This window comes from Litchfieldia alkalitelluris, from assembly GCF_002153425.1.
Taxonomy (GTDB): domain Bacteria; phylum Bacillota; class Bacilli; order Bacillales; family Salisediminibacteriaceae; genus Evansella; species Evansella alkalicola.
In genome coordinates, this window is the sequence record NZ_KZ119600.1 from 919,062 (window position 1) to 944,813 (window position 25,752).

Genomic DNA, 25,752 nt, shown 5'->3' on the forward strand with positions numbered 1-25,752 from the left:
AAGGACCGAAGGTCCGTTCAAGTGTTAACCAAATAAGCTATCTAAACCATCAAGTTTTATCCTATATTTTGTAAACGTATGGGCGATTCTTACGTTCACAAAGAAGTTATAAACGCAGGGACGGTTCTTGCGTTTACAAAGGACTGAATATTCAAATTAGGTTTGAACGGTAGAAAGAGTTTCAGTCAAAAGGGACAGTCCGGAACCAGTGAAAAAGTCTAGTAATAATGGAGAAATAAGAAGTTTTTGACCTAAATATATACAAAACGAAAAATTCTTACTAAAACGATATAAATAATAGGAATTATGAACAATAAAAACCCCCTAAATGGTATAATAAGTGTGACCAAACACAAACCAAAGGGGGTTTTTACTATGCTTCGACATGAGCCAAAACAATTAAGCTTTCACTCTGAATTATACAATAAAATACCTGAAAATCATATGTTAAAAAAGGCATCAAAAGTAGTCGATTTTAGTTTTATCAATGATTTACTAGCTGATTCGTATTGTAAGAACTTTGGCCGTCCCGCTAAAGAACCAGAAATGATGTGTAAAATCCTTTTTCTACAACATCTTTATAACCTTTCTGATGAAAGAATGGAGACAGAGGGGAATCTTAATCTAGTATTTTTATATTTTCTAGGATTAAATCCAGAAGATAAATTACCAGATAAAAGTCTGTATTCAAAGTTTCGGACTCGTCGTGTTGGCGAAGAAACTTTGGACGAAATATTAGAAGAGACTGTTAGACAGTGTGTAGAACACGGTCTAATTGAAAGTGATGGAGTAAGTGTAGATGTAACTCATATTGAGGCAAACACGATTAAGAAAACACCTGAACGGATTATGAAACATTTAGCAAGAAAAATTATGAAAAATTACGAGGAAGAAGCAGGAGAAGTGTTAGAAGGGGCACCTGAGGTGCCAGATTATAAAGAAATAGAAGACCACAATGAAGCAAAAATGGTGATGAAAGACTACTTATTATCAGTGATAGACAAGGTTGAGGACTCAGCACAAACTCAAATTAGTAAAACATCAGACTCAATAAAAAAAGCAAAGGAGATTTTAGATGATCCAAAGTTTTTAAACCAAAAAGGTCTTCGTTCCCTAATTGATGAAGATGCGAGAGTTGGTCGTAAAAGTAGAACACAGAGTTTTTATGGGTATAAAACAGAGTTTACAATGACAACTAAAGAAAGAATCATCACTTCCGTTCGAACAGAAAGTGGTTCTTATATGGATGGTAATCATTTAAGCAGTATGCTAAAAGCAACAAAGAAGTCAGGTATTAACATAAAAGAAGTATTCGCAGATAAAGCTTATTTTAGAAAACCTCTCTTAGATGAACTGGAAGAACTAAAAATAACACCATACATACCTGTCAGCCCTCTTATTTACAGAATTGATGAAAGCAAGTATACCTATAATAAAGATGCAGATGAGTGGCAATGTTCTTATGGAAATGCAACTGAAAAAAAGAAATATTTCAAGACTAGCAATAAGAATGGGACATTTGAAGGATACAAATATTATTTTGAAATCAATCAATGCAAGACTTGTCCTTTACATGATGAGTGTGCTGGGAAAGCAGCAAGAAAAATTCTGAAACTCGGTAAAAATACAGCTGAGTTTTACGATATTTCTCAGTATCAAAAGACGGAAGAATTCATAGAGAAATATAAAGAGAGAGCTTCAATTGAAGGGAAGATTGGAGAAGTAAAGAGATTCAATGGCCTATACCGAGCTAGAGGATATGGGCGATTAAGTGTGTCCAAACAATCAAAATTAACTGCAATAGCAGCTAATATAAAGCGAATAGCAGCACTAGTACCCTAATAAAAGAGAGGAATACTAGTGCAAATACCCTCTGCACTACCATATATATGGTAAATTGAAGAGGAATTCTCTTTCTGGCTCTAAAAAAAGAGAAAAAAGCTTAAATTGGTGAAAAATATAGTGACTTTATCACTGGTTCCGACAGTCCCTGTTTGCCCTATTATAGCTCAGAATGAAATAGCATTTCGACAAATACAGAATGTTCTGAGTACAGATGCGTTGAATAAGGCGTGCCACAGAAGTAAAATAGAGGTAACAGAGGAAAAGGATATTAAGTTTGTCGTGGCTTCCCATCTTCATCTTGATCATGCGGGTTGTTTGGAGATGTTTACGAACGCGACGATTATTGTTCATGAGGATGAGTTAAATGGTACCCTTCAGTCCTATGCAAGAAACCAAAAAGAAGGAGCTTATGTGTGGGCGGATATCGATGCGTGGATAAAAAATAATTTACAGTGGCAAACAGTCAAGCGGAGTGAAGATAAATTAGAGCTTGCTGAAGGAATTTCCGTATTAAATTTTGGGAGTGGTCATGCATGGGGAATGCTAGGTCTCCATGTCCAGATGCCTGAAACAGGTGGAATTATCTTAGCTTCTGATGCCATCTATACTGCAGAGAGTTTTGGACCGCCAATTAAACCTCCTGGAATTATCTATGATTCTATTGGATATTCCAACACTGTTGAGAGAATACGTAAATTAGCAAAAGAGACGAACTCTCAGGTGTGGTTTGGACATGATTCTGAACAATTTAAGAATTTCCGAAAATCAACGGAGGGATATTACGAATAATCAGGAGGGTCTATATATGGCGTTTTCGAAACTTGTTTTTACTCCATTAAGTTATGTTGGCTGGGGGGCTTTAAATCAGTTATTACCTGAAGTAGAGAAGCATCAACCGGAGAAGATCCTTGTGGTTACTGATCCCGTTCTAGCAGAGTTAGGGATAGTTAAGAACATTATATCTCCGTTAGAGGAAGCGGGCTTTTCCGTATCTATCTATGATGATATCGAACCTGAACCACCTCTTGCAGTCGGGGAAAAACTTGTTGCTTATACAAGGATAAATAAGTTTGACCTGATTATTGGGATTGGAGGGGGAAGCGCATTAGATTTAGCCAAACTTACAGCGGTTCTTTCTGTTCATGATGGGAGTGTTTCAACATATCTTAATCTCACGGGAACAGAACCTCTCCTGCATAAAGGTCTTCCGAAAATCCTGATTCCAACGACAGCGGGTACAGGTTCAGAAGTAACGAATATATCAGTCTTATCATTAGAAAGCACAAAGGATGTTGTCACACATGATTTCCTTCTAGCTGATACGGCCATTGTTGACCCTGAGCTTACGGTTACTGTTCCGGCGAAGGTTACAGCTGCAACAGGTGTCGATGCCTTAACTCATGCTGTTGAGGCATATGTTTCCGTCAATGCTAGTCCAACCTCGGACGCGTTGGCGCTGCAAGCAATCCGTTTAATAGGGAAGTCGTTAAGACGTGCAGTCGAAAATGGCAGTGATAAGCAGGCACGTATTGAGATGATGGAAGGGAGTTATATCGCAGGTTTAGCTTTCTTTAATGCAGGGGTTGCAGGTGTCCATGCCTTAGCATATCCACTTGGAGGACAATTTCATGTCTCTCATGGAGAATCGAATGCCGTTCTTCTACCTTATGTCATGGGATATATTCGCAGGAGCTGTGAAAAACGAATGGCTGATATTTTAGAGGCATTGGGTGGAAATAAGGCCTTCTTATCTGATGAAGATGCTTCCTATAAATGTGTGGAAGAGCTTCAGCGGTTAGTGAAAGATGTAGGAATTCCTAATACACTCCAAGGCTTTGATATTCCTGAGAGGGCGATCGATCGTCTAACAGAGGATGGAGTTAAGCAAAAAAGGCTCTTAGCTCGAAGTCCGATGCCCTTAGAAAAGGATGATATCTATCGCATATATGAAGCAGCGTTTACAGGAGAAGTAGTAGAAAAACACAAGAAGATAGTAAAGAGTTAATATAAATGGAGGTAGATTTTAGATTACTGAATAAACGGAATATACGGAGACTGTGGTGAATAATGGGGCGGTTCTTGCGATGGTGTAAACGCAAGAACCGTCCCTGCGTTTACCTGTGTTTATTCTTTTAAAACAACTTGACTGGAAGTGTAGTGAAGAATATAATTCAGGTAGTTAGTATCTGACAAACTTCTACGTTATCATCATTTTTTTCACCTCTCTCTATAACATCTATTTCCTAATTAATACCCATACTTCCTTTCCATTTATTGAATTTAAAGAGATTACATTTTATACATCATCCATCCATATATCACTCCGTTTTTGTTCTTGTTGATTTTCCCACTTAAGTATCCTATCGTCCATGACAAATCAACTGATAATCATCAATGTTCCGTAACATAGCATATGTAAAAATACAATTGTACTGTGAGGTGATTGTTATATGAAAGAAATTGTATGTCTACTTTTCTAATAACATCTTAACTTAAATGATCTTAATAAGGAGGATTGGAGAATGGTTATTAATTTCACCAAAAAGCAATATAAACATTTACTAGATCTGGTTTTTTTAGGAGAATGGACAGCAAATGCAATAGCAACAGGTATTAATGTGAACAAAGAGTATAAAGCAATGCTTGAATATATTAGTTTACGCGCTGAGGAGTTTGGTCATGGAGAATTATTTGATAACGAGTTTCATCCAGGTGAAGCCTCTCCTACGTTCGAATATGAACAAGAAATGTTTGCAATAATTGATCGATATGAAAATGAAGTTTTTTGGGATGAGTTGGCTGATAGATTAGCGAAAAGGGATTTAATTAACCACGATGAGTACGATAATCATGAAGAATATCTTCGTGAGATGTCTGATATATCAGCAAAATATTATGAGGAATTTGATAAGAATGGAATCAATAATTTAATTTTAAAAAAGGGATATTATTTAAAGTTGATTAAGTAAAAGTAAATTATCTTTGAAACTACTTTAAAACTATTTAATGTTTATTCAAATACTGAGTCGCAAATGAATACTTAGGATGGGATGTCAATGGATCCTTCTTTAAAAAGTATTATTCAAATTATTTTATACGAATATAATCAAACAGGTGTAGTGTGGAAGAAGAATTATTTTCGCCATTGGGGGGAAAGTCATTTAAGCAAGAGGAAAAGTAGAAAAGAGATTCCAAGTGATTGGACCATATATGATTATAATAAACTAATAATGAATATAATGTTTAATATCAATAATGATGTACATTTATATGTCTTAAGTAATTATAGAAAAAGATATTTTACATTTGATGATGGGAAATGGATTGTTATTGTTAGTGAAGATGGTATTATGGAGACAGCAATGGTAGGAAATCCACAGAATTATTTTAAAAATAATCCAGGTTATACTTATCTTGGTAAAGTGAAGGATGTGTTGACGTGAGTGAATTTAAACAAGACATTCTTAATTATGGTAATGACGTTATTGACGTGGATTCCAGTCCCTTTGAAAGCCTCCGTATGCTTCATGATAGGAGTAGGATTCATACTATACAAGATCAATTAGATTTTAATGAAAAGGTTTTGCTTGGTGAGTATGACTTAAAATTAATTTCAAATGCAAAAGATATTGTTGAACACATGAGTGAAGTATATGACTTTAGTTTATCTGATAAAAATGGTATTCCACATGAGCAATGGTGGTGGCACCTTGATAAGATTGCAAAAGGTAATATGAATTTTGGAGTTTCATCGGAAAAAGGGAATGTAATGTAGCAGAAGCGGACAGTGCCTTGTACTGTTCGCTTCTTCATTTTCCAAGGGTACTATTTTGGCAAGCCTGCCCCTACGCCAGGCCTTGCCCTAGATCGGTAAATGAAAAAGGCAGGGGCGGTTCTTGCGATGGTGTAAACGCAAGAACCGTCCCTGTGTTTACTGTGTCACTTCGATTTCGGTTATTTCGCCTGTTCTCTTGTTAGTGAAATAAAGGGAATAGTAGCCTTGCCTCATGAATTCTCCCATAATGTAGTTATCAAATATATTAATGGAATTGGTCACGTAGCTCATTTTGACGTTATTATTTCCATTGCGATCAGTTCGGCGGTTTTCCCTTGTCGCTTCCGATTCGGCAGTGGAGTAATAGACATAACTCGTATCCACATTAAAGTAATCAATGAAATCGTCTATGATGATAAAGGGCTCGCCCCCATCCACATTCAGTTTAAATAATCCTTCCTCTCCATTTCCGCGTGTAAAAAATAGAGCATTCCCTACTAATGTATAGTAACCGTTCCCTTCCGGGTGAATCATTTCACCTGGTGTCCCGTGAATATCTCCCAAGAAGTATCCTTCTAAATCATTGACGTCATCATATCCGTAATACACAATTCTTTCCTCTGAAATGCTCATATCAGATGCTAAATAAGGTAAAGTTGTCATCTCACCATCTTGGGTCATACGGGTTATTTGATTATTGTAAACAAAGTAGATGTCATCACTAGAGCTATGCACCTGTGTAACCGCATTGGCTTCTGGTATGATAGTCTCTATGCTGCTGCCATCCTTTGTAATTTTATTAAAGGATTTAATGTCTATATGGTCTGTTGCATTACTTAGCTCTAAATAATAAATCCAATCTCCTAAAACATTGATGTTACGGACTGCATGATCCGTTAACTGCGTCAACCCACTGCCATCCATTTTAATTTTATACAAATAATTGTTATGTTCGCGGTTCGCAAAATAAACCCAGTTATCTACGAGGTCGTGCAAACCTCCCTGAGTACTTATATTCCCGCTTTTTCCCCTGTCATCAACAAACGAAAAATTACCTGCTTCATTTGATGGGTCGTACCCAGCTTCTCCTTCTTGTTCCGTATCTTCCTCACCATTTTCCTCTACATTGACTTCTTCACTTTCTAGTTCTGAAGCTTCCTCCTCTTCTGCTTCCACGTCCATTTCAACTTCTGTTTCAGTTTCCGGTTCTGGAGAAGCAACGTTTGAGGTTTCATTTTCCTGTTCGTCCTCCTCAGCTAACTGTTCGAGATCACCAAGTAATCCACGCAGCTCCTTAATGGCATCTGCACACCCTGCGACGAATAACATGCTACCTATCATTATGGATATTAATACAATCCTTTTCACATTTTCACCCCAAAAAATGTATTTAGTTTTTACACTCTGAGTTTAATTTTATGTTATTTTTTGCAGTCCACCTATTATCCAAAAGGATTATATTTGCTTTGAGGCAAGGAGTTAAGGGTGGGAAATACTGTGATATAATTTAACTGGTGTAAAATTCAGATTTTACAAGTGTAATATTGTTGTGTTTTGCAAAAGAAATAAGGGGGATTATATGAAGCAATGCAAGAATTGTAGTACGGGATTTAACTATATTGATATGTTAAAAAGCGTTTGGTTCAAAAATAAAAATGCCCAATGTAGTAATTGTGCGTATAGTTACACTATTACAGTTGATTCAAAGTTTATAACAACTGCTTTAATTATTGTTCCTGCAGCTTTATTCATGGCAATTTCCACTATGGGTTCATTTCTTCTTAAAGCATCATTTGGATTAATCATCGCTATAATTGCTTCGCTATTCGCACCTATTTTATCTAATTTTGAGGAAGAATAAAACAGAGGTTTAACATAAATGGATAAGCTTTATGGAACAAGCAATTGCGATTGTCTTCGCAGCATTGTCGGACGTATTAGTTATAGTTTGGAGTGAGGAGATGTGAAAATGAGAAAATACTTTGGGATTTTGTCCATTATTATTCTGATCCTGACAATTTTAATTATGCAATTCTTCGTGGCAGGAAAAGTATCGGGACCAACAGACATGCTAATTTTAATGATCGGTGTAGGGCTTGCGATTTTAACAGCTTTACTCAGTGAGAAAGGGCGACTGAAAACAATCGTTTTAAGTCTGTATGCAGTATTAGCTGTCGTCTTCATCAGTGTATCTATCATCTTTGCAGTTGCACATATGTGATGTGTCATCTCTGAAGGAGTGGGTTTTCAAGTTCGGGAAATTCTGTAATTATTGCAGTCTATTTGAGCAATGAAGGTGAATCATTAAACAAAAAACAAATTATTTAAATAAAAATTACTAGTCCAATTAGCCAGGAATTTGGACTAGTAATTTTGCGTCTGTTTTTCCTCACGAACGGAATTTCTCAGATCCTTTCAGTGGTCACTGATCATGGGTAAAACGCTGATTTGTATATGTTTCCTTTAACCCATAAACAGGGTTGAGGTTACGCTCATATGTTTTTCAAAGAATTTCGTGATTTGCTTCTCGGCATATTCCGCATCTTCTCCATTGAGAATCATCGTAAACTCTTCGCCAGATCTTAAATAAATGAACAGATTCATGGTTCCTAAGATGCTCTTGGCGTTTATGAGTTTATCTAATTTTTTTACATAAACTTCGCAATCAAAGGAACTATTTAACTGGATTAATTCTAATATGTTCTGTACATTAAAATTCCCTTCACGGACGCAAAAACTTTTCTGGATTTCCACTTTACATACCTCCTTGTTTTCTAGATGTTCAAATGGAATGGTTCATATGAAGGTCAAGGTTCTTTAATTAATGAATTGCATGACCTTTGTTATCGTTATTCATACACGACAGATTGGTGCGGGTGTATGTATCAATTTTGTTTTTAAATATACCGATATAGCGGTTTAAATAACCAAACTATGTGTTTTTAAAACGCTTTCATAAACTCGTAAAAAATTTTGCCAAGTCTATTTGATCTAGTTTTTGAAGCGCTTTCATTCCCTATCTTCATTTTATCGAACTGAACAATATTATGCCCCATACAAAACTAAAGTTTTTGCTTTAAAAAGTATTGAAAGTGAACGCAGGGACGGTTCTCCCGTTTACGGTAAGGTTGGCAAATAAGCTTCTGTCCACATTTTTGCAATACCAACATCAATTTTTCTATTAAACTACTAAAGTAATTGGGCAGTTTCCAATTTACTAACGCATTTACAATCAGTATTTCCACATGTAAATAATCCCATACTCGTTTTTCCCATACTTACGAATTTGTTTTTACTAGAGTTTCATCTACAATAGATGAGATAGAAAGATTTGCGGGGAGGAAGGGGAATGAATGCATTTCCAACAGAGCATGATATTAAGCTAGCAGTCACGCTGCTAGTGGATCATTACAAGGTTCCAGAGGCTATGATAGAAGGGATCTTTGGGGCATACAATTATGAGAGATTGAATCAATTGCTAGATAACCTTGGGGAAAACCAAGTTGATATACGAGAATTAACGAGAATGCTTGTTGTGGAAAAGGGGGCTCAATTGTTTGCGGGCAGTAGTGTGGAGGTCAGGAAGTTGCGTGAGCATATGCTGCGCCAATTACCGGAGCAGGAACTAATAGATTTATATAATCGAAATCCGGCAACGGGGCGGGTGATCACCACTCCTTCCTATATGTACCGACCTTTGTATGAAAAAATGTGGAGAAGTGGCGGACCATGGCCAAGGGATTTCGTGAGAACGTTGGGGTTCCCCATCGTTTTTTCCGGAATATCGTTACAAAATACTGCCACAACGGAGCCGGTGATAGATATAGAAGCAAGAAAAAGTGTTCCACCACTCGTGGACTTCCAATTACAGCTAAAAGAGAGAATGCTAGAGGTGCTGAATCTAGAAGGGGAAAAAACGAGATGCGTGGTGACTCTCCCAACTGGTGGCGGGAAAACGCGGGTAGCGGTGGAGAGTTTTATTGAGTGGATGCACCAACGGTTTTCAGAAGGAAAATATATGCTATGGATTGCCCAAAGTGAAGAGCTTTGCGAGCAGGCGATCGCCTGTATTACGGACATGTGGCAGGAGAAGGAGTTCCCTGAATCTCTGCGCGTGTACCGTTATTTTGCTGGGAAAACGATCAAAGAGGAGCAATTAATTGGTGGGGCTGTGGTGGCAAGTATTCAGCAAATCTATTCTCGAATAGTTGGGGAGGATCCTGTCCTGGAAGACATTTTGCGGAACTGCGGAGCGATGATCATTGATGAAGCGCATCATGCGGCGGCCGATAGCTATGGGGCTTTGTTGGAAAAAGCAGAGGAACTTTGTGGACCAGATTTATTCCCTATTTGTGGTTTAACTGCTACACCAGGACGAAATAATGGGGAAACGACCTCACTCGTGAAACGATTCCAAGCTTATTTGATTCAGCCAGATTTGCCAAAGGAACGAAAATATGAAGAAAATCCTTTACTTTATTTCAGAGAAAAGGGCTATCTGGCCAAGCCAAAGCACCTTGTTTTTCAATCAGGAAGGGTGTATGAAGTTAATGAGAATGAAGTCGAGAAGGGTGCCGAAGACCTCCTAACGCCTGAGCTATTGGAGGTTCTCGCAAATGATGAGGTTCGAAACTATCGGATTGTGGAGCGATTGCTAGAGATCCCACGGGGAAAACAAACGCTAGTGTACACCTGCACAGTGGAGCATGCGGAATATTTAACCTCCGTTCTCAATGCAATTGGGAGAAAGTCGGCGAGTATCTCCGCCAATACGCCTAAGGTTGCGAGACGAATGTATATTGATGCGTTTAAAAATGGAGAGTTGGAGTTTCTATTTAACTATGGGGTCTTGACGACGGGCTTCGACGCGCCAAATACGGAATATATCGTGATTTGTCGCCCAACAACGAGTGAATTGCTGTATGAGCAAATTGTTGGAAGGGGACTAAGGGGACCGAAGTTTGGCGGTACTTCCGAGTGTACCATCATCGATTTCGCCGATAACCTCCTCAGGCTAGGCAAGCCCCTCGCCTACCAACGATTCCATCAGTTTTGGGAGGCAGGAGGGACATTGGGGACAGGTTCCTTGTCCCAGTCAGAACAGTGATCGTGGTGTGAGGGTTCTGCCGTTTGTGAACATGGCTGTGAACATGGCTGTGAACATGGGGACGGTTCTGTCGTTTACAAAGAGGCTACTTTCTTTGAAAACAGATGGGTAAGTTTGAAGTAAACCTGGATAAAAACTTTAAATATATTAAAGTCTATATAATTCGCATCTCGTTTAGTGTTAATGAAATTTGTTGCAAAAATGACATATTTTGTATCGTGGTATGCCGCTTTTGGTATACCTTATATTAATGATAAATAGTTAAGAGGCCTTCTCAATCAGGGAGCAATTCCTAGGAGAAGGTTTTTTTGTTCTATTCTCCGTTCTAGTTAGTGAACTAAAAAGGTGATTTTATTCTTTATAAAGAATAAAAATAGTTATTAGAGAGTTAAGGGGAGTATTGTATCGTTCAATCTAAAACGGTAAGGGGGACTTTTTGTGGAGTATTTACGTAAGCAGGAGTTAATGGATCTATTTGAGGTCGATGGTAGCTTTTATAAGATTAAGGTTGGAGGTCAAATTTTTACTTGTCGTAGTGTTGCAGAGGTAAAGAGAAAAAATGTATCTATTACTGAGTATGATGCTATTTTTATTTTAACGAACCCTGGTATGTGTGAGCCGTATTTCAAAGATTACAAAATTCCTGTGCTAGACCCAAGATTGGATGCCATTCCAGTTACCAAGGCAAACTCCGATCAGACACAAGAACAATTGATGAGGATTATGCTGTTAGAGGAATGGAACTCTGTTGCGATAATCAATCTTTCAGATATTAAATCAGGTAATATGGACGTTTTTAGAAGAAATTTAAAGATACTTGATAATCTTAGTTATTATTCCCATTCAATTTTTTCTGGAGATAGAGACGAAGAGCTAAGAAACATTCTCGGAAAAAATAAGGGTCCAGTTATTGCAGGTTGGGGGACCAATTCATGCATAAAAAAGCTAGCTATGGAAGCTTTACATCACAAAAATATCAGAAGTTTAATAGGCTTAAAGTATCACAAATCTCCATATTATTATCATCCGAAACCAATGTTGATTGAAGTTCAGAAAAGCTACTTAAGAAAGATTCAACATGAAATAGATGCTTACAATCAAAAAAACTTACAAAAGCAAAATAGCAAGGAAGGTGAGAAAGTTGAATGATGTTAAATCATGGGAAGAAGTCAGGCAAATGATTGAAACCTTCAATAAGCCAAATGAAAGAAAAATAGCTTATGAGATATTCAATTATGCAAATAGTTTAGCCGATGTAACTTATTATATTACTGATGGAATTATGTTTAAGCGAGATAACAGGAAATACAAGTTTTTATCCATCAGCACGAAAGGTAGTAGAGTATTATTTCATGTGCCAGTTACGGAGAGGGATAGTGTATTTGAGGAATTTAGAAATTTCGCGCCTATATACTTAGCAGTAGATAAAAGAGATAAAAATCAAATTGATATCTTATTAAGGGATATAAATTCCTTCAATGATATAAAGCCATTAATAGATTACGCATATTCCCACAGAGAATAAGAATCTATGTCATATTAATTGGAGCGATTATAATGACAAAATTAACTAATAGGGACAGGATGTTAAAAGTAATTGAAATCTTATATCGAGAAACAGATGTAAATCATCAGCTAAAACTCCATGAACTAAAGGAAGCCATTGAGCTTGAAACAAACCTTGATGTAGGAGGGGATAAAGGGTTAAGGAGTGACCTTGACACTTTAGTTCAATCAAAGACTTTTAGTGTAGTTATGAATCATGACGGAGAAGGATTACCTATGTTTTATAGCTATCAGGAAAGACTGTTCGAAGTAAATGAGCTTCGTCTCCTCTTAGATGCTGTTACCTCTGCGAGATTTATCAGTAATACTGATACGTATAGATTGATAGATAAAATAAAGAAGCTTGCAAGTAAACATGCAGCTAAGGACCTTGAAAACAAGGTACTTATTGATAAAACTGTTAAAAGCAAAAATAAATATATGAAGTTTTATATCAATAATATTCATCTCGCAATTACAGAACGTAAATTGATTCAGTTTAAATATGGGAAATATAATACAGATAAAGAATTTGTTCTTAGTCGTAAGGGGATTTATTATCTTGTGCAGCCCTATGCTTTGTATTGGAATAATGACTTTTATTATTTGATTGGCAAGTATGGGGAGGAAGAACAAATTCGCCATTATAGGATAGATAGAATGGTAGACGTACAAAAAACAGATGTTCATTTTACTTTTGATGAATCTTTTAATATGACGGAGTATGTAAATCAGCTTTTTCATATGTATGCAGGAGAAGAGAAGTATATCGAAATTGTATTTGATAATCATTTGATTAATGTCATTATTGACCGTTTTGGATTAAAGGCTGATATAAAAAAATATGATGAGCATTCGTTTAAGTTAAAAACAAAAGCTGTGATAAGTGAAGGATTAATCCGCTGGTTGTTAACCTGGGGCAGTGACGCAAAAGTGTTAAATCCCAAAACTCTTGTAGACAAAATGGCAGAAGAAGCAGAAAAAATGTATAGGCTTTATTTAAATTAGTTGTCAGAAATGACAGCTTTTTATTTTTGTTTTAAATAAATGCAACCCCTTCTTTTTTGGCAACGCTTAATTGGCTCTTTTGATCTATATTGGATTTATAAAGTAAATGTAATGAAGTCTTAAAGGAGGAACTTGAAATGAGTCAAAACCTTAAGCTGTCTTACGCACATCGGAAAAAGTACATGTCAACAGAGGGGGAGGAAAAGTCTTATGTATTAATAGAATTGACTGGTGCTCCATTAATCGATGTTCTTCGATCGCCTATTAATCTATCTCTTGTCCTTGACAGGAGCGGTAGTATGTCTGGGAAACCATTAGATTATTGTAAAGAGGCCTGCGAGTTTGTTGTCGATCAGCTGACTAACAAAGACATATTGAGTGTTGTGACATTTGATGGTGATGTCGAGACTGTTGTCTCTCCTCAGAAGGTAACTCATAAGGATCTGTTAAAAAAACATATCCAGCGTATCCATACCAGGGGGATAACTAATTTAAGTGGTGGCCTTATTGAAGGGTGTCAACACGTACTAAAGCAAGAAATGGATCAGTATGTCAATAGGGTAATCTTACTTTCAGACGGTATAGCAAATGCAGGAATAAGAGATCCACAATTACTATTAAAACTCGCAGAGGATTATGCCTCTGCAGGATTAGTGATCTCCACTCTTGGGGTGAGTGACCGTTTTGAGGAAGAAACACTGGAGGGAATTGCGGATAATGGGAAAGGTAACTTTCATTATATTGACGAGGTTGATAGTATCCCGGACATATTTAGTCAGGAACTAGAAGAGTTGTTATCTAATGTTGCTCAAAATATAAAGCTAAAAATAAACCCAAAAAATGGAGTGACAATTACTAATATTTATGGATACAATTTTCAGTCCAGTGAGAATTCAGTTTTAATACCTTTAGGTGACTCTTATGCTAATGAAGTGAAATCACTATTAGTAGAATATAGTCTACCACCTATGGGGGAGGGAGAACATGATATTTTTGACATGGAATGGTCGTATGTAGACACAGTAAATGGATTTAAGGAGTGCTGTTTCTCTGTAAATGTTCCCGTCAGACGAACCAAAGATTTAAATCAACTTTTACTTGCGCCAGACACCTATACGGAAAGCAAAATACAAACTACGTTGTCAGCTGTGGTACTAGAACAAGCCATACAGTTTTTTGACCAAGGAAATCTTAAAGAAGGTAAAGATATGATTTATCAACATGCCTCACAAATGAAAGAGGTAGCAGCAGATATCAATAGCCCAGAATTGTTAGTAGAATCGGAAGGTCTGATCAATGAGCTAAGTAATTTCACGTATTCAAGCAAGAAACGAAAGGTATTAAATCAAGAAAAGTATCGTAGGAAAAAACGACGTCAATAGGAGTTCAATGTCAGATATTCGAGAGGGGGGATTCTATGTGGATTGTAATCATGACAATTATCACGACTATCATTATTCATTCCATTGAAACACATTATAGGATTCGTCCACCTTCAGATACAGCAGAAGTGGGGGAACAAAAGGTTGAAGGTGGTTACCTCTGGTACAACTTAGGAGATTCTTATGGTAATGAGTATTGGAGTATATTGGACTATGTAGGTCCAACATATTATATTGAGGTTTGCAAAAAAGAAGATGATGATTCTGTACATCTGTTTATTCATGATGAACCTGTTCCTGATAAACCCGTGTATGATTTAACAGACCATGATAGTCTTGATTACTGTGTAGCTTGTGACGGAGAAAAAGATGTGGAAAGAAATATGAAACGTTTAAATAGGATCCATAGTCTTCACAATGAGGTAGTTATTGACGACGGTTATGATGAGCTAATGAAATTGAAAGATAAGAAGGTTAGTGAAATGAAAGCATTAAAGGAAGTTATTGAATCGCAGCAAAAGCATTTTTATTAATTAATTAATGTATTTTAGGACGGAATAATTCGTAGATTTGTAGTTAGATTTTAATAAATAAGAGGAGTTGAATTGATATTGAGTTCTAATCATAGATATTGGTCTAATGATGAGAAAGTGCAAGTTGTGTTCGATGGGGAAGAGAAAAAATACCGCTATTGGTTAGAATGTATATGGAATGATAATTTGGCCAAAGTGACATTAATTATGCAAAATCCAAGCAGAGCTAACGAAAAGATCTGTGATCAAACCATGACACGTTGTATTAATTATGCTGAAAAGTGGGGATATGGGGGGATAATAGTAGTTAATTTATTTGCCCTAATTGCGACAGATCCCAGTGAACTGAAGTACTCAAATGACCCTATCGGAAAAGATAATGACTTTTACATTAAAAAAGCTGCAGATGAATCAGAAAAAGTAATTTTTGCCTGGGGAGAAAAATTTGGGAACTTTAGAGGAAGGAGTGATCAAATTAAGGCAATTTTCTCAGGTGAAGAGGTATATTGTATAAGAAAAACTAAGAAAGGAAACCATCCGCGACATCCGTTGTATTTAAAAAAAGACCTAACTCCGATTGCGTATTAAATTACAGACTAGTAATATATCTTTCTACCAATTGTGCGGAATATGAACTATAAAGATTTTGCTATTCAAAACGGTGAGGATCCTGTCCTGGAAGAGATATTGCCGAATTGCAGAGAAGAGGAACCCTTTACTATATTCGAGAGAAAAGGGCTCTCTGGCCAATCCAATACACATTGTTTTTGAATCAGGAGGGGCAAACTAGATCTGTCTCAGTTTGCCCTTGCTTCTTATATACCTAAGTACTTCTAACCTTCTTCAAATAATTCTGTTTTACAATTGGGTACAGCTTTAGTCTAGCTGCAATAACCAAAGCCATGAATGGAATCGTAAATAAAAGAGCAATTAGGGCGAGCGGTCCTGAAACAAAGGATGATCCAATAATAATTAAGGAAGATAACATTGGTATCACGTACACGATAAGAAAGAGGATGTTCATATATGCCAATGAAATAAAAAGGCTTTTTTCCGTCTTTGTGTTGGCACGCTTGAAGTCTCCCCAGCACTCCTTCACTTCTTCTAACATCACTTGTATGATATCAATAAATATACGTAGTTTCACTTGTCTTCCCCCTATTAACCAAATATCTCATTGTTTTTTTATCTATGTTTTTATCATAAAACTATTATTTTCTATCGACCAACCTTTTTACTATTTTGACTATGAAAACCATAAATGCCATAGACGATATCTTTTTTATTAGTATATATAATCCATAATATAACAAATTTAAGGAGAGTGCCTCTTCTGCTATCCCTTGTTTGTGACAAGAAAGGTATGGGAAATGAGGTATAATGAAACAATAGTTTTAGAAACGATGTTTTTACAGGAAGGATTGGGCGAAGGTGAACAAAGAACTACCTGAAAATTTTAATGAATTAAAGAAGTCAATTAACCGAATGTCGAACTGGCGGGAGCGGCTAGATGCGGTGGACGAACTTGGTCAGTATAAAACAAGAGAGACAATAGAGTTGTTGAGGCATGCAATGGACGGTGATCCTGTTTATAAAGTGCAACAGGCTGCTTACAGGAAGCTCCAGGGGTTAGGGGAGCAGGTGACCATGCCGGAACGTAGAAGCGAGGATCCAATTAAAGGTACAAAAAAAATTCTGGTTCGAATCAAAAAGAGTTTGCCAAAGGATCATTCGTATGAAGATTTCAAAGAGAAAGTGAAGAAGATGAGAATGGATTTATATGATACATATGAAGGGGACAAGGGTCCTGATTTTGACAAGTGGCTAGAGGAGCTGTGGTCTGAATTACGAACAAGGTAGAGGAGAATGAAGGACATCACTTCGCGGTTGATTACCATGTCCCGTTCTGGAATGAGTTTTGGAAACTGGGACTTGTGAGTATCTGTAGGGCAGTTATAAGGCCACACAATATAAAATGATGCAGTTATAGGACCACACAAATGAGAGTAGTCAGGGGGATTCGAATCTTGGCTACTCTTTTTGATTTAGGAGTAGAGTAGTGAAACTAACTTCCATCCAGTACTCTATTTTTATTTGGGACAGAGTTGATGTAAACTGTACCTCCTTCGTCCCTATGTCCCTCCCTTGTTTGCTCCTCTCCTCTTTTCGTTCTATAATGAAGGAAAACAAGTGGGAAAGGAATTCAATTATATGACAAAACACCGTATTTATACGATGAGCTTTGCATCTGTCTATCCACTATACGTGGCGAAGGCTGAGCGAAAAGGACGTACGAAAGAGGAAGTCGATGAAATTATCCGTTGGTTGACAGGCTATAGTCAGGAAGAATTAGAATCACAGGTGGAAAAACAGACAGACTTTGAGACTTTCTTAACTGAAGCACCCAAATTAAATCCTTCCCGTTCTTTGATCAAAGGTGTCGTCTGTGGTGTTCGAGTGGAGGACATTGAAGAACCAACGATGCAGGAAATTCGCTATATGGATAAACTGATTGATGAGTTGGCGAAGGGGAAAAAAATGGAGAAAATCTTGCGAAAATAGTAAATATAGTTCAAAAACAGGCATTCTATTTTTATTTGGGACACTGTCCCTCTGTCCCAGGCAACCACACAATGGAGAAGGAGTTGGGAATCATGAAGTTTGATTTACATACGCACCATTATCGCTGCGGGCACGCTAGTGGAGAGATAAGGGAATACATAGAGGCTGGTATTGCACATGGACTCTCGGTGATTGGTATTTCTGATCATTCCCCGTATTTTTGGCATGATGATGATCACCACCAGCCTGGGATAGCCATGGCGAAAAGCGAATTGCCAAACTACATTAATGAAGTCCTTGCTTTGAAAAAGGAATATGAGGGAAAAATTGATGTTCTATTAGGAATCGAATCTGATTTTTTCCCAGACTATAAAGAAGTCTATCAAAATGTGTACAAAGACATTCCCTTTGATTATATTATTGGCTCCGTTCATTTTTCTGGGGGGAGAAGTATTTTCGATAAGACCCTTTTCCATGACGTTGATGAGAAGAAAAAGCGAGAAATGAAGGACCAGTATTATCGTCTTATTATGGAGTCGGCGAAATCAGGAATGTTCCAGATTCTTGGGCACATAGATGCCATGAAGGGCTTTTATCCGGCCTTTTCTGATATTGATTCGCCGCTGGTGGAAGAGACTTTAAAGGTAATTGGCGAGACTGGCGTGGCCATTGAAGTAAATACATCGGCGAAGATGAAGGACGCGGAGGGCTGGTATCCATCGGACGACATGCTTGAGAAGGCCCTTCACTATGGCGTGGAAATTAGCTTCGGCTCCGATTCTCATGTTCCAGAACGGGTAGGAGATGAGTTCGATCTTGTTTGCGAAAAACTGAAGGAAATAGGCTTCAAACATATGGTTTATTATAAGAATAAAGAAAAAAGGATAGTGGAGATATAGCATTTGGTCAAGGGTCAATGGGGACGGTTCTCATTGACCAAATAAGCGGAAAATGTGTGTGAATAGTGGGGCGGTTCTTGCGTTTTTGTGAACGCAAGAACCGTCCCTTCGTTTGTGAATTGTGAAAAGGGCAAAAAACATTGTGAAACGGGTAAAAAGATTGTGAAACGGGCAAAAAACATTGTGAAACGGGTAAAAAACATTGTGAAACGGGCAAAAATGAGTCATATAAAGGGAATTCGACACAAATAAACAAAATTCGCACCCAACCTGCGCAACCTCCGCGCCGCCCTGCACCCAGCAAGTGAACGCGACCCTACCTACCTACTCTATTATGAGTTTATCAAATGGGACGCGGGCTCGGATTTGTCCTGCTGAGAGGCCGACTACTTTCCTAAAGACTTTGTGGAAGTAGTTTGGATCAGGGTAGCCTACTTTTTCAGCGATCTCTTTAATTGGCAATTCCGTGTTGGTGAGGAGATGGAAAGCTTGCTCCATTCGCACCTTTGTCAAATATTGAAGGGGAGGAATCCCCATATGCTCTTTAAACTTTTTAATAAAGTAATATTTGGATAATCCAACATACTCCGCCATATCCTCTACACTAATTTGTTTTTCATAATGGGCTCTTATATAGAAGATTCCTTTGGAAACAGCTTCAGGCACCTCATTTAAAACATGCCCCTTATTTTTTTCAAAACGATAGCATTCCATAATAAATTCGTAGGCTCGTGCTGAAGAACTGTAAATGTCCGTGATTTTTCTGTCCCCGACGTCTTGATAGATTCGCATCACCTGTTGGATGAGCTCTGAATCAGCCTGCACTGGAAAGACAGGACCTAATTTTTCCAACAAGTATTGCCAGCATTTCGCTGCTTCCTCCCCGTGTAACGTCACATACACAAACTCCCATTTCTCACTATCATCAGGAAGGTAGTAGGTGTGAGAGCTAGGGATTTTAACGATAAATGCATCGCCAGATTGGAGGCGGTACGTGTCGTTTTCATATTCGAGTACACCACTTCCAGAGATCGTATATTGAAAAACATACGTATCTGTATCTTTTCTTTGTAAGCCGTCCCAATAGTAATCTACGGACTCTTGTTTTTCCCAGCCGACAACATAGATGCTTGCAATAGTAGGGTGTTCATCTTCTTGGAATGGAAAGCTAAGGCGATATGCATTAAAAGGTGTTATAATAGGTTGTACGGACAATTTTTTACCCTCCCATCACATTAACTTACCATTGAGGTAACTGTTCATTTTTGTTTATCATTATTTTAACAAACAATTTCTTTAATAGTAACTACTGGAGGGAAATGGGATGTCGAAAATCACATTTATGGGTGCAGGAAGTACGGTTTTTGCAAAAAATGTGTTGGGGGACTGCATGCTAGTTCCAGCTTTAGAAGGCTTTGAGTTTGCTCTCTATGATATTGATGAGGAACGATTAAGAGATTCTGAAAATATGTTATTGAATTTAGCAGAGAGCATGGAAAAAAAGGTGACGATTAAGGCTTATATGAATAGGAAAGATGCCTTGCGTGGTGCAAAATATGTCTTTAACGCCATTCAAGTAGGTGGCTACAAGCCTAGTACGGTCATAGATTTTGAGATTCCGAAGAAGTATGGGCTTCGTCAAACGATTGCCGATACGATTGGGATAGGTGGGATATTTCGAAACCTTCGTACCATTCCTGTCATGCAGGAATTTGCAAAGGACATGGAAGAGGTTTGTCCAGATGCCTTGTTTCTAAACTACACGAATCCTATGGCTGTTTTAACAGGAATAATGAATCGCTTTACTTCCATCAAGACGGTCGGCTTATGCCACAGTGTCCAAATATGTACCGAGCATTTATTTGAAGCATTGGACATGGATCGAACGGGTGTGAAGGAAAAAATTGCAGGTATTAACCATATGGCTTGGCTACTTGAAGTATCAAAGGACGGCAAGGACCTTTATCCAGAGATTAAGCGCCGGGCGAAGGAAAAGCAGAAGGGGAAGCACTATGACATGGTGCGGTATGAGTTAATGGATAAGTTCGGCTATTATGTGACGGAATCGTCGGAGCATAATGCGGAATACCACCCTTATTTTATAAAAAAGAATTATCCTGAGCTCATTGAAAGGTTTAATATTCCTCTAGATGAGTACCCACGCCGATGTGAAGCACAGATTGAGGGCTGGGAAAACATGCGGAATGACCTTGTAAATAACAAGTCGCTGACTCATGTACGATCAAATGAATACGGTTCCAAAATCATTGAAGCTATTGAAACAAACAATCCATTTAAGTTTGGTGGGAATGTCTTAAACACAGGTAGACTAATCAGTAACTTGCCGGAAAAAGCTTGTGTGGAGGTTCCGTGTGTCGCAGATCGCAGTGGAATTTCTCCGACTTATATTGGAGACTTGCCAGAGCAGCTTGCGGCGTTAAATCGTACCAACATTAACACGCAACTATTAACGATTGAAGCTGCGATGACTAAAAAGAAAGAGCATATTTATCAAGCAGCGCTTCTTGATCCTCATACGGCGGCGGAATTGTCGATCGACGATATTATTGCCCTTTGCGATGATCTGATTGAAGCACATGGAGACTGGCTGCCGAGCTTTATCTAGTAGTAACTACAGGTGCATAATGACGCTATTGTAAAATGAAAATTTTGTTTTATCTATCCGTTCAAGAACAAACCATAATTAAGGTGAGTTGATGAGAACGGAGCAAGCGAAGCAACTGTCTCTTCCTCTACGAGCATATGCTCCGTAGCGTATCCGTCGAGACAACTCGAAGCATTAGCGATGAAGTAACGCTCGTTCCGGTGGGATTATAGGCAGGGGTGAGACCCCGCAGATGCAAAGCATCGAGGAGGCTCACCAGCCGCCCACGGCAAAGAAGACACTGCGAAGAATGAGCAGATGTCGCACTTGTACCTTGCGTGAAAGCGAGTTTGCGCAGATCTCATCACCTCTATATTAGGACATTCATAATTTTTAATATTCTAGAAAACAACCAATAAATAAAAAGGATGTGCGCAATATGGTAAATTTAGAAAACGTACAAAAACAAGGAGTTAACCCTTACCTTCCTTCATGGGAATATATTCCCGATGCAGAGCCTTACGTATTCAATGACAGAGTTTATATTTATGGGTCCCATGATCGTTTTAGCGGGCATGTTTTTTGCCTAAATGATTATGTGTGTTGGTCAGCTCCAGTGGATAATCTAGGAGATTGGCGTTATGAGGGTGTTATTTACAAAAAGACTGATGACCCTTTGAATCACGCTGGAAACATGTGTTTATATGCACCAGATGTGACCGTTGGACCAGATGGTAGATATTATCTGTACTATGTTTTAGATAAGGTGCCTGTTGTATCTGTAGCAGTTTGTGATACGCCAGCTGGAAAATACGAGTTTTACGGATATGTGCATTATCAAGATGGCACTCGCCTAGGGGAAAGGGAAGGGGATCAGCCGCAATTTGATCCAGGACTCTTAACGGAAGGGGATAAGACTTACCTCTACACAGGCTTCTGCTCGAAGGGTGATAAATCTAGAAAAGGAGCGATGGCTACGGTGCTTGGACCGGACATGCTTACTATTCTAGAGGAACCAGTATTTATCGCACCAAGTGAGCCTTATAGTGCTGGTAGTGGCTTTGAAGGGCATGAGTTTTTTGAAGCACCTTCCATGAGAAAAATTGGAGATACTTATTACTTAGTTTATTCCTCCATTGTGATGCATGAACTTTGCTATGCAACAAGCACGCATCCAACGAAAGGTTTTGAATATCAGGGTGTCATTGTAAGTAATAATGATATGCACATTGATACGTATAAGCCTGCTGATAAGCCAATTTATTATGGCGGTAACAATCATGGTAGTATCGTTGAGATTAAGGGAAAATGGCATATTTTTTACCATAGACATACAAACGGATCGAGTTTTAGCCGACAAGGGTGTATTGAGCCAATTGAAATCTTAGAAGATGGCTCCATTCCGCAAGTGGAAATTACTACCTCTGGGCCGAATGGTGGGCCACTTCTTGGACGTGGAGAGTACCCGACTTATATTGCATGTCATCTGTTTTGTAAAGATGACGCCATGTATTCCGGTGGTTTGTGGATGGACAGTCAGTTCCCTAAGATCACGCAAGACGGAAAAGACGGGGACGAGGAAGTAGGCTATATTTCGAATATGCAAGACTCTGCTACTGCAGGATTTAAGTACTTCGACTGTAAAGGTGTTAAGAAAGTGAAAATTAAGGCTCGTGGATATGCGAAGGGTGTTTTTGAGGTGAAAACTGCTTGGGATGGAGAAGCACTTGGTGAAATTCCAGTAGACTTCACGAATGTTTGGACAGAATACGAGTCTGACATTGCAATTCCTGATGGCATCCAGTCCTTGTATTTCACATATAAAGGACAAGGCGGAGCAGGCTTCGCGTCCTTTACGTTAGAATAAAGGGCTGTTCAAAAAAGTGCAGTACTCATAAAAAGCCGAACTAGAAAGTTATTTGCGTGGGGTAATCGCTCCACAAGTATACTTCGCTTTCCGCGGGCGGCTGGTGAGCCTCCTCGACGCTTTGCGTCTGCGGGGTCTCCCCCCTGCCTTTTATCCCGCAGGAGTCTTCGTATATTTGCTTCGCTCTAGCTAACTGTTCGGCTTTTTTTACATAATAATTTATACTGCACAGCCCCTTATAATCCCTAATTTAAGAAAGGGTGGTTACATGGAAAGCACGAGCACGAATAAGGTTTTATGGTACGACCAGCCAGCAGTTGACTGGAATGAAGCTTTGCCGATTGGAAACGGTAGACTTGGTGGCATGATTTTTGGCGACATGGAAGAAGAACGGATTCAGCTAAATGAAGACTCCATTTGGTATGGTGGCCCCCGGGACAGAAATAACCCAGATGCATTACAGCAATTACCTAAAATAAGGGAGTTGCTTTCGGAAGGAAGAATCAAAGATGCGGAGGAGCTTGCTGCCCTAGCGTTAACTGGTGTACCAGAGTCACAGCGCCATTATGAACCCCTTGGAGATTTACGACTCAAGTTTTTTCACAAAGGCGCTATTAAAAAGAACTACACTCGTGTATTGGACTTGGAAAAAGGGCTCGTCAATATTCAATATACATACGGTTCGATTGACTATCAGCGTCAAATATTTGCTAGTAATCCAGATCAAGCCATTGTCGTTCGATTAACTGCTTCGAAAAAGAAGTCCATTTCCTTACAGATGCATTTGGAACGGAGTCATTCGGCCCATTTTGATAAGATGGAGGCGATCAGTTCAGATTGCCTGCTGATGGGAGGGGCAACTGGTGGGGAAAACGGAATCGGGTTTCGCTGTACAGTGAAGGCCATAGCGGATAACGGAGCCGTGTCAACCATCGGTAACAGGCTGATTGTGAAGGACGCAGATGCAGTCACGTTGATCTTGACTGCTGCTACTACTTACCGTTACAGCAATTCTGAAAGCGGTTGCTTGGATTTATTGAAGGCTGCTTCAGGGAAAACATTTGAGGCATTATTGGAGAGACATGTACAAGATTACCAAACCTTGTTCAACCGGGTTGAGTTAGGGCTTGAGAGTGATGGGAAAAAACGAGTTTTGCCAACAAATAAACGGTTAGAGCTTATCAAACAGGGAGAAGAGGATCTTGATTTGATGAGTACTTATTTTCATTTCGGGAGATATTTACTTATTTCATCTAGTCGCCCTCATTCCTTGCCAGCAAATCTTCAAGGGATATGGAACAGTGACATGCTCCCGCCATGGGGCAGTAAGTATACGATCAACATTAATACGGAAATGAATTATTGGCCTGCAGAAGTCTGCAATTTATCAGAATGCCATCTTCCTTTGTTTGATCATATTGAAAAAATGATGGTGCCTGGAAGAAGAACAGCAAGGGTGATGTATGGCTGTCGTGGTTTTACGGCGCATCACAATACGGACATTTGGGGTGATACTGCTCCTCAAGATATCTATATTCCTGCAACGACATGGCCTTTAGGTGCTGCGTGGCTTTGTTTACATTTGTGGGACCATTATGAATATAACCTTGATGCTTCGTTTTTGAGTAAGTCATACGACATCATGAAAGAAGCGGCTCTATTTTTTGTAGATTATCTCGTTCAAACTCCAAGTGGAGAGCTAATTACTCCCGTTTCCGTTTCACCTGAGAACACTTATGTTTTACCGAATGGGGAAAAAGGCTGTTTGTGTGAAGGGCCATCGATGGATAGTCAAATTATCTATGCGCTTTTTTCCAACTGCATTGCAGCAAGCGAAATACTAGAAACCGATGATAGTTTTCGTAAAAAATTGGTGGCATTAAGGGAGAAGTTGCCTAAGCCGAAGATCGGGAAGCATGGACAAATTCAAGAGTGGTATGAGGATTATGAAGAAGGTGAGCCGGGGCATCGCCATATTTCTCATTTATTTGCCCTTCATCCAGGGAAGCAGATCGCCATGAGGCAAACGCCTGAACTGGTGAAGGCGGCTAAAACAACCTTGGAAATGCGTTTGAAGCACGGCGGTGGTCATACAGGTTGGAGTCGGGCGTGGATCATCAATATGTGGGCGAGGCTAGAGGAAGGGGAATTGGCTTATCAAAATGTGGTAGAGCTGTTGAAATCCTCTACGTTGCCTAATTTATTTGATAATCACCCGCCGTTTCAAATTGATGGTAATTTCGGAGGAACAGCTGGAATCGCAGAGATGCTTATGCAAAGTCACACGGGAGAGGTTCATTTACTTCCTGCCTTGCCTCTTGCCTGGAAAGACGGACATGTATCAGGCTTACGAGCAAGAGGCGGATTCGAGCTAGATATGACTTGGAAAGATGGTCAACTGTCTCAGTTTACTGTGAGTTCCCATCATGGTGGTGTCTGCAAGCTGAGGTTAAATCAAGATACTGACACCTTGTTGAAAAAATACAGTGATCAGCTTCGTCAAGAAGAAGGAGATGTATTGGTTTTTCAAACGAAACAAGGAGAGACCTATACTTTTGAATTTGATGAGGAAGTTCTTCCGTAGTTTGTTCCTACAAAACCAATATTCAAGATAACCTTAGGAA

General features: G+C 38.8%; 23 protein-coding genes and 2 pseudogenes. 21 read left to right on the forward strand and 4 right to left on the reverse strand.

All coding sequences use genetic code 11. The features are described 5' to 3' along the window. Nucleotides 1-375 precede the first annotated feature (375 nt). From BW724_RS04285 to BW724_RS04310, 6 genes and pseudogenes are all read left to right on the forward strand, one after another. Nucleotides 376-1,836, forward strand: a pseudogene (locus BW724_RS04285) (IS1182 family transposase); the annotation flags it as partial. Between the two features lie 270 nt (nt 1,837-2,106). Continuing rightward, nucleotides 2,107-2,634: pseudogene (locus BW724_RS04290) on the forward strand (N-acyl homoserine lactonase family protein); the annotation flags it as partial. A 16-nt stretch (nt 2,635-2,650) separates the two neighbouring features. Next, nucleotides 2,651-3,850: an iron-containing alcohol dehydrogenase gene (locus tag BW724_RS04295; RefSeq protein WP_088073890.1), complete on the forward strand. Its 1,200-nt coding sequence runs from the start codon at nt 2,651-2,653 to the stop codon at nt 3,848-3,850. Nucleotides 3,851-4,367: 517 nt separating this feature from the next. Next, a complete protein-coding gene (locus BW724_RS04300; RefSeq protein ID WP_088073892.1) occupies nt 4,368-4,814 on the forward strand; it encodes a hypothetical protein in 447 nt (148 codons plus the stop codon). Between the two features lie 87 nt (nt 4,815-4,901). After that, the gene (locus tag BW724_RS04305; RefSeq protein ID WP_088073894.1) at nt 4,902-5,288 is read left to right on the forward strand and encodes a hypothetical protein; all 387 of its coding nucleotides are present in this window, start codon (nt 4,902-4,904) and stop codon (nt 5,286-5,288) included. After that, complete coding sequence (locus BW724_RS04310) at nt 5,285-5,620, forward strand: hypothetical protein (RefSeq protein WP_088073895.1); 336 nt, start codon at nt 5,285-5,287, stop codon at nt 5,618-5,620. Before BW724_RS04305 ends, BW724_RS04310 begins: the two co-directional genes overlap by 4 nt. 156 nt (nt 5,621-5,776) lie before the next feature. On the opposite strand, the gene BW724_RS04315 is transcribed toward BW724_RS04310, so the two are convergent. Further along, nucleotides 5,777-6,988, reverse strand: a complete 1,212-nt coding sequence (locus BW724_RS04315) for a DUF5050 domain-containing protein (protein ID WP_088073896.1) — start codon at nt 6,986-6,988, stop codon at nt 5,777-5,779. Nucleotides 6,989-7,199: 211 nt separating this feature from the next. Here BW724_RS04315 and BW724_RS04320 point away from each other — a divergent pair, with 211 nt between their 5' ends. Together BW724_RS04320 and BW724_RS04325 are read left to right on the forward strand one after the other, a co-directional pair. Then, complete coding sequence (locus BW724_RS04320) at nt 7,200-7,481, forward strand: TIGR04104 family putative zinc finger protein (protein WP_088073897.1); 282 nt, start codon at nt 7,200-7,202, stop codon at nt 7,479-7,481. A gap of 108 nt (nt 7,482-7,589) precedes the next feature. Then, complete coding sequence (locus tag BW724_RS04325; RefSeq protein ID WP_088073899.1) at nt 7,590-7,841, forward strand: hypothetical protein; 252 nt, start codon at nt 7,590-7,592, stop codon at nt 7,839-7,841. A gap of 242 nt (nt 7,842-8,083) precedes the next feature. On the opposite strand, the gene BW724_RS04330 is transcribed toward BW724_RS04325, so the two are convergent. Further along, nucleotides 8,084-8,374 carry an HPr family phosphocarrier protein gene (locus BW724_RS04330; protein WP_176371289.1) on the reverse strand — a complete coding sequence of 97 codons (291 nt, stop codon included), beginning with the start codon at nt 8,372-8,374 and terminating at the stop codon, nt 8,084-8,086. A 595-nt stretch (nt 8,375-8,969) separates the two neighbouring features. Between BW724_RS04330 and BW724_RS04335 the strand changes: the two genes are divergently transcribed. The 7 genes from BW724_RS04335 (at nt 8,970) to BW724_RS04365 (ending at nt 15,783) form a co-directional block, all read left to right on the forward strand. Further along, a complete protein-coding gene (locus tag BW724_RS04335; RefSeq protein ID WP_088073902.1) occupies nt 8,970-10,727 on the forward strand; it encodes a DEAD/DEAH box helicase in 1,758 nt (585 codons plus the stop codon). A gap of 438 nt (nt 10,728-11,165) precedes the next feature. Then, on the forward strand, nt 11,166-11,876 hold the full coding sequence (locus BW724_RS04340; protein WP_088073904.1) for a hypothetical protein: 711 nt from the start codon (nt 11,166-11,168) through the stop codon (nt 11,874-11,876). Next, nucleotides 11,869-12,252, forward strand: coding sequence for a hypothetical protein (locus BW724_RS04345; protein ID WP_088073906.1), 384 nt, complete (start codon nt 11,869-11,871; stop codon nt 12,250-12,252). The genes BW724_RS04340 and BW724_RS04345 overlap by 8 nt, the downstream gene beginning before the upstream one ends. 32 nt (nt 12,253-12,284) lie before the next feature. Then, nucleotides 12,285-13,280: a helix-turn-helix transcriptional regulator gene (locus BW724_RS04350; protein ID WP_088073908.1), complete on the forward strand. Its 996-nt coding sequence runs from the start codon at nt 12,285-12,287 to the stop codon at nt 13,278-13,280. A 137-nt stretch (nt 13,281-13,417) separates the two neighbouring features. After that, the gene (locus BW724_RS04355) at nt 13,418-14,662 is read left to right on the forward strand and encodes a vWA domain-containing protein (RefSeq protein WP_088073909.1); all 1,245 of its coding nucleotides are present in this window, start codon (nt 13,418-13,420) and stop codon (nt 14,660-14,662) included. A gap of 35 nt (nt 14,663-14,697) precedes the next feature. Then, complete coding sequence (locus BW724_RS04360; protein ID WP_088073911.1) at nt 14,698-15,195, forward strand: hypothetical protein; 498 nt, start codon at nt 14,698-14,700, stop codon at nt 15,193-15,195. A 78-nt stretch (nt 15,196-15,273) separates the two neighbouring features. After that, entirely contained in the window at nt 15,274-15,783 is a 510-nt protein-coding gene (locus BW724_RS04365) for a DUF1643 domain-containing protein (protein WP_176371290.1), read from the forward strand. A gap of 235 nt (nt 15,784-16,018) precedes the next feature. On the opposite strand, the gene BW724_RS04370 is transcribed toward BW724_RS04365, so the two are convergent. Further along, entirely contained in the window at nt 16,019-16,342 is a 324-nt protein-coding gene (locus tag BW724_RS04370; protein WP_088073915.1) for a hypothetical protein, read from the reverse strand. 338 nt (nt 16,343-16,680) lie between these two features. Between BW724_RS04370 and BW724_RS04375 the strand changes: the two genes are divergently transcribed. The 3 genes from BW724_RS04375 (at nt 16,681) to BW724_RS04385 (ending at nt 18,656) form a co-directional block, all read left to right on the forward strand. Then, nucleotides 16,681-17,055, forward strand: coding sequence for a HEAT repeat domain-containing protein (locus BW724_RS04375; RefSeq protein WP_235849065.1), 375 nt, complete (start codon nt 16,681-16,683; stop codon nt 17,053-17,055). A 351-nt stretch (nt 17,056-17,406) separates the two neighbouring features. After that, nucleotides 17,407-17,757 (forward strand): DUF2200 domain-containing protein, encoded by a 351-nt coding sequence (locus BW724_RS04380; protein WP_088073919.1) that lies wholly within the window; start codon nt 17,407-17,409, stop codon nt 17,755-17,757. A 92-nt stretch (nt 17,758-17,849) separates the two neighbouring features. Then, complete coding sequence (locus BW724_RS04385; RefSeq protein WP_088073921.1) at nt 17,850-18,656, forward strand: histidinol-phosphatase; 807 nt, start codon at nt 17,850-17,852, stop codon at nt 18,654-18,656. Between the two features lie 324 nt (nt 18,657-18,980). Here BW724_RS04385 and BW724_RS04390 read toward each other — a convergent pair whose 3' ends face one another. After that, nucleotides 18,981-19,871, reverse strand: a complete 891-nt coding sequence (locus BW724_RS04390) for an AraC family transcriptional regulator (RefSeq protein ID WP_088073923.1) — start codon at nt 19,869-19,871, stop codon at nt 18,981-18,983. Nucleotides 19,872-19,980: 109 nt separating this feature from the next. Here BW724_RS04390 and BW724_RS04395 point away from each other — a divergent pair, with 109 nt between their 5' ends. From BW724_RS04395 to BW724_RS04405, 3 genes are all read left to right on the forward strand, one after another. Then, nucleotides 19,981-21,282 (forward strand): alpha-glucosidase/alpha-galactosidase, encoded by a 1,302-nt coding sequence (locus tag BW724_RS04395; protein ID WP_088073924.1) that lies wholly within the window; start codon nt 19,981-19,983, stop codon nt 21,280-21,282. Nucleotides 21,283-21,700: 418 nt separating this feature from the next. Continuing rightward, nucleotides 21,701-23,128, forward strand: a complete 1,428-nt coding sequence (locus tag BW724_RS04400) for a family 43 glycosylhydrolase (protein WP_088073926.1) — start codon at nt 21,701-21,703, stop codon at nt 23,126-23,128. A gap of 268 nt (nt 23,129-23,396) precedes the next feature. Next, the gene (locus BW724_RS04405) at nt 23,397-25,712 is read left to right on the forward strand and encodes a glycoside hydrolase family 95 protein (RefSeq protein ID WP_088073928.1); all 2,316 of its coding nucleotides are present in this window, start codon (nt 23,397-23,399) and stop codon (nt 25,710-25,712) included. Nucleotides 25,713-25,752: the final 40 nt, after the last annotated feature.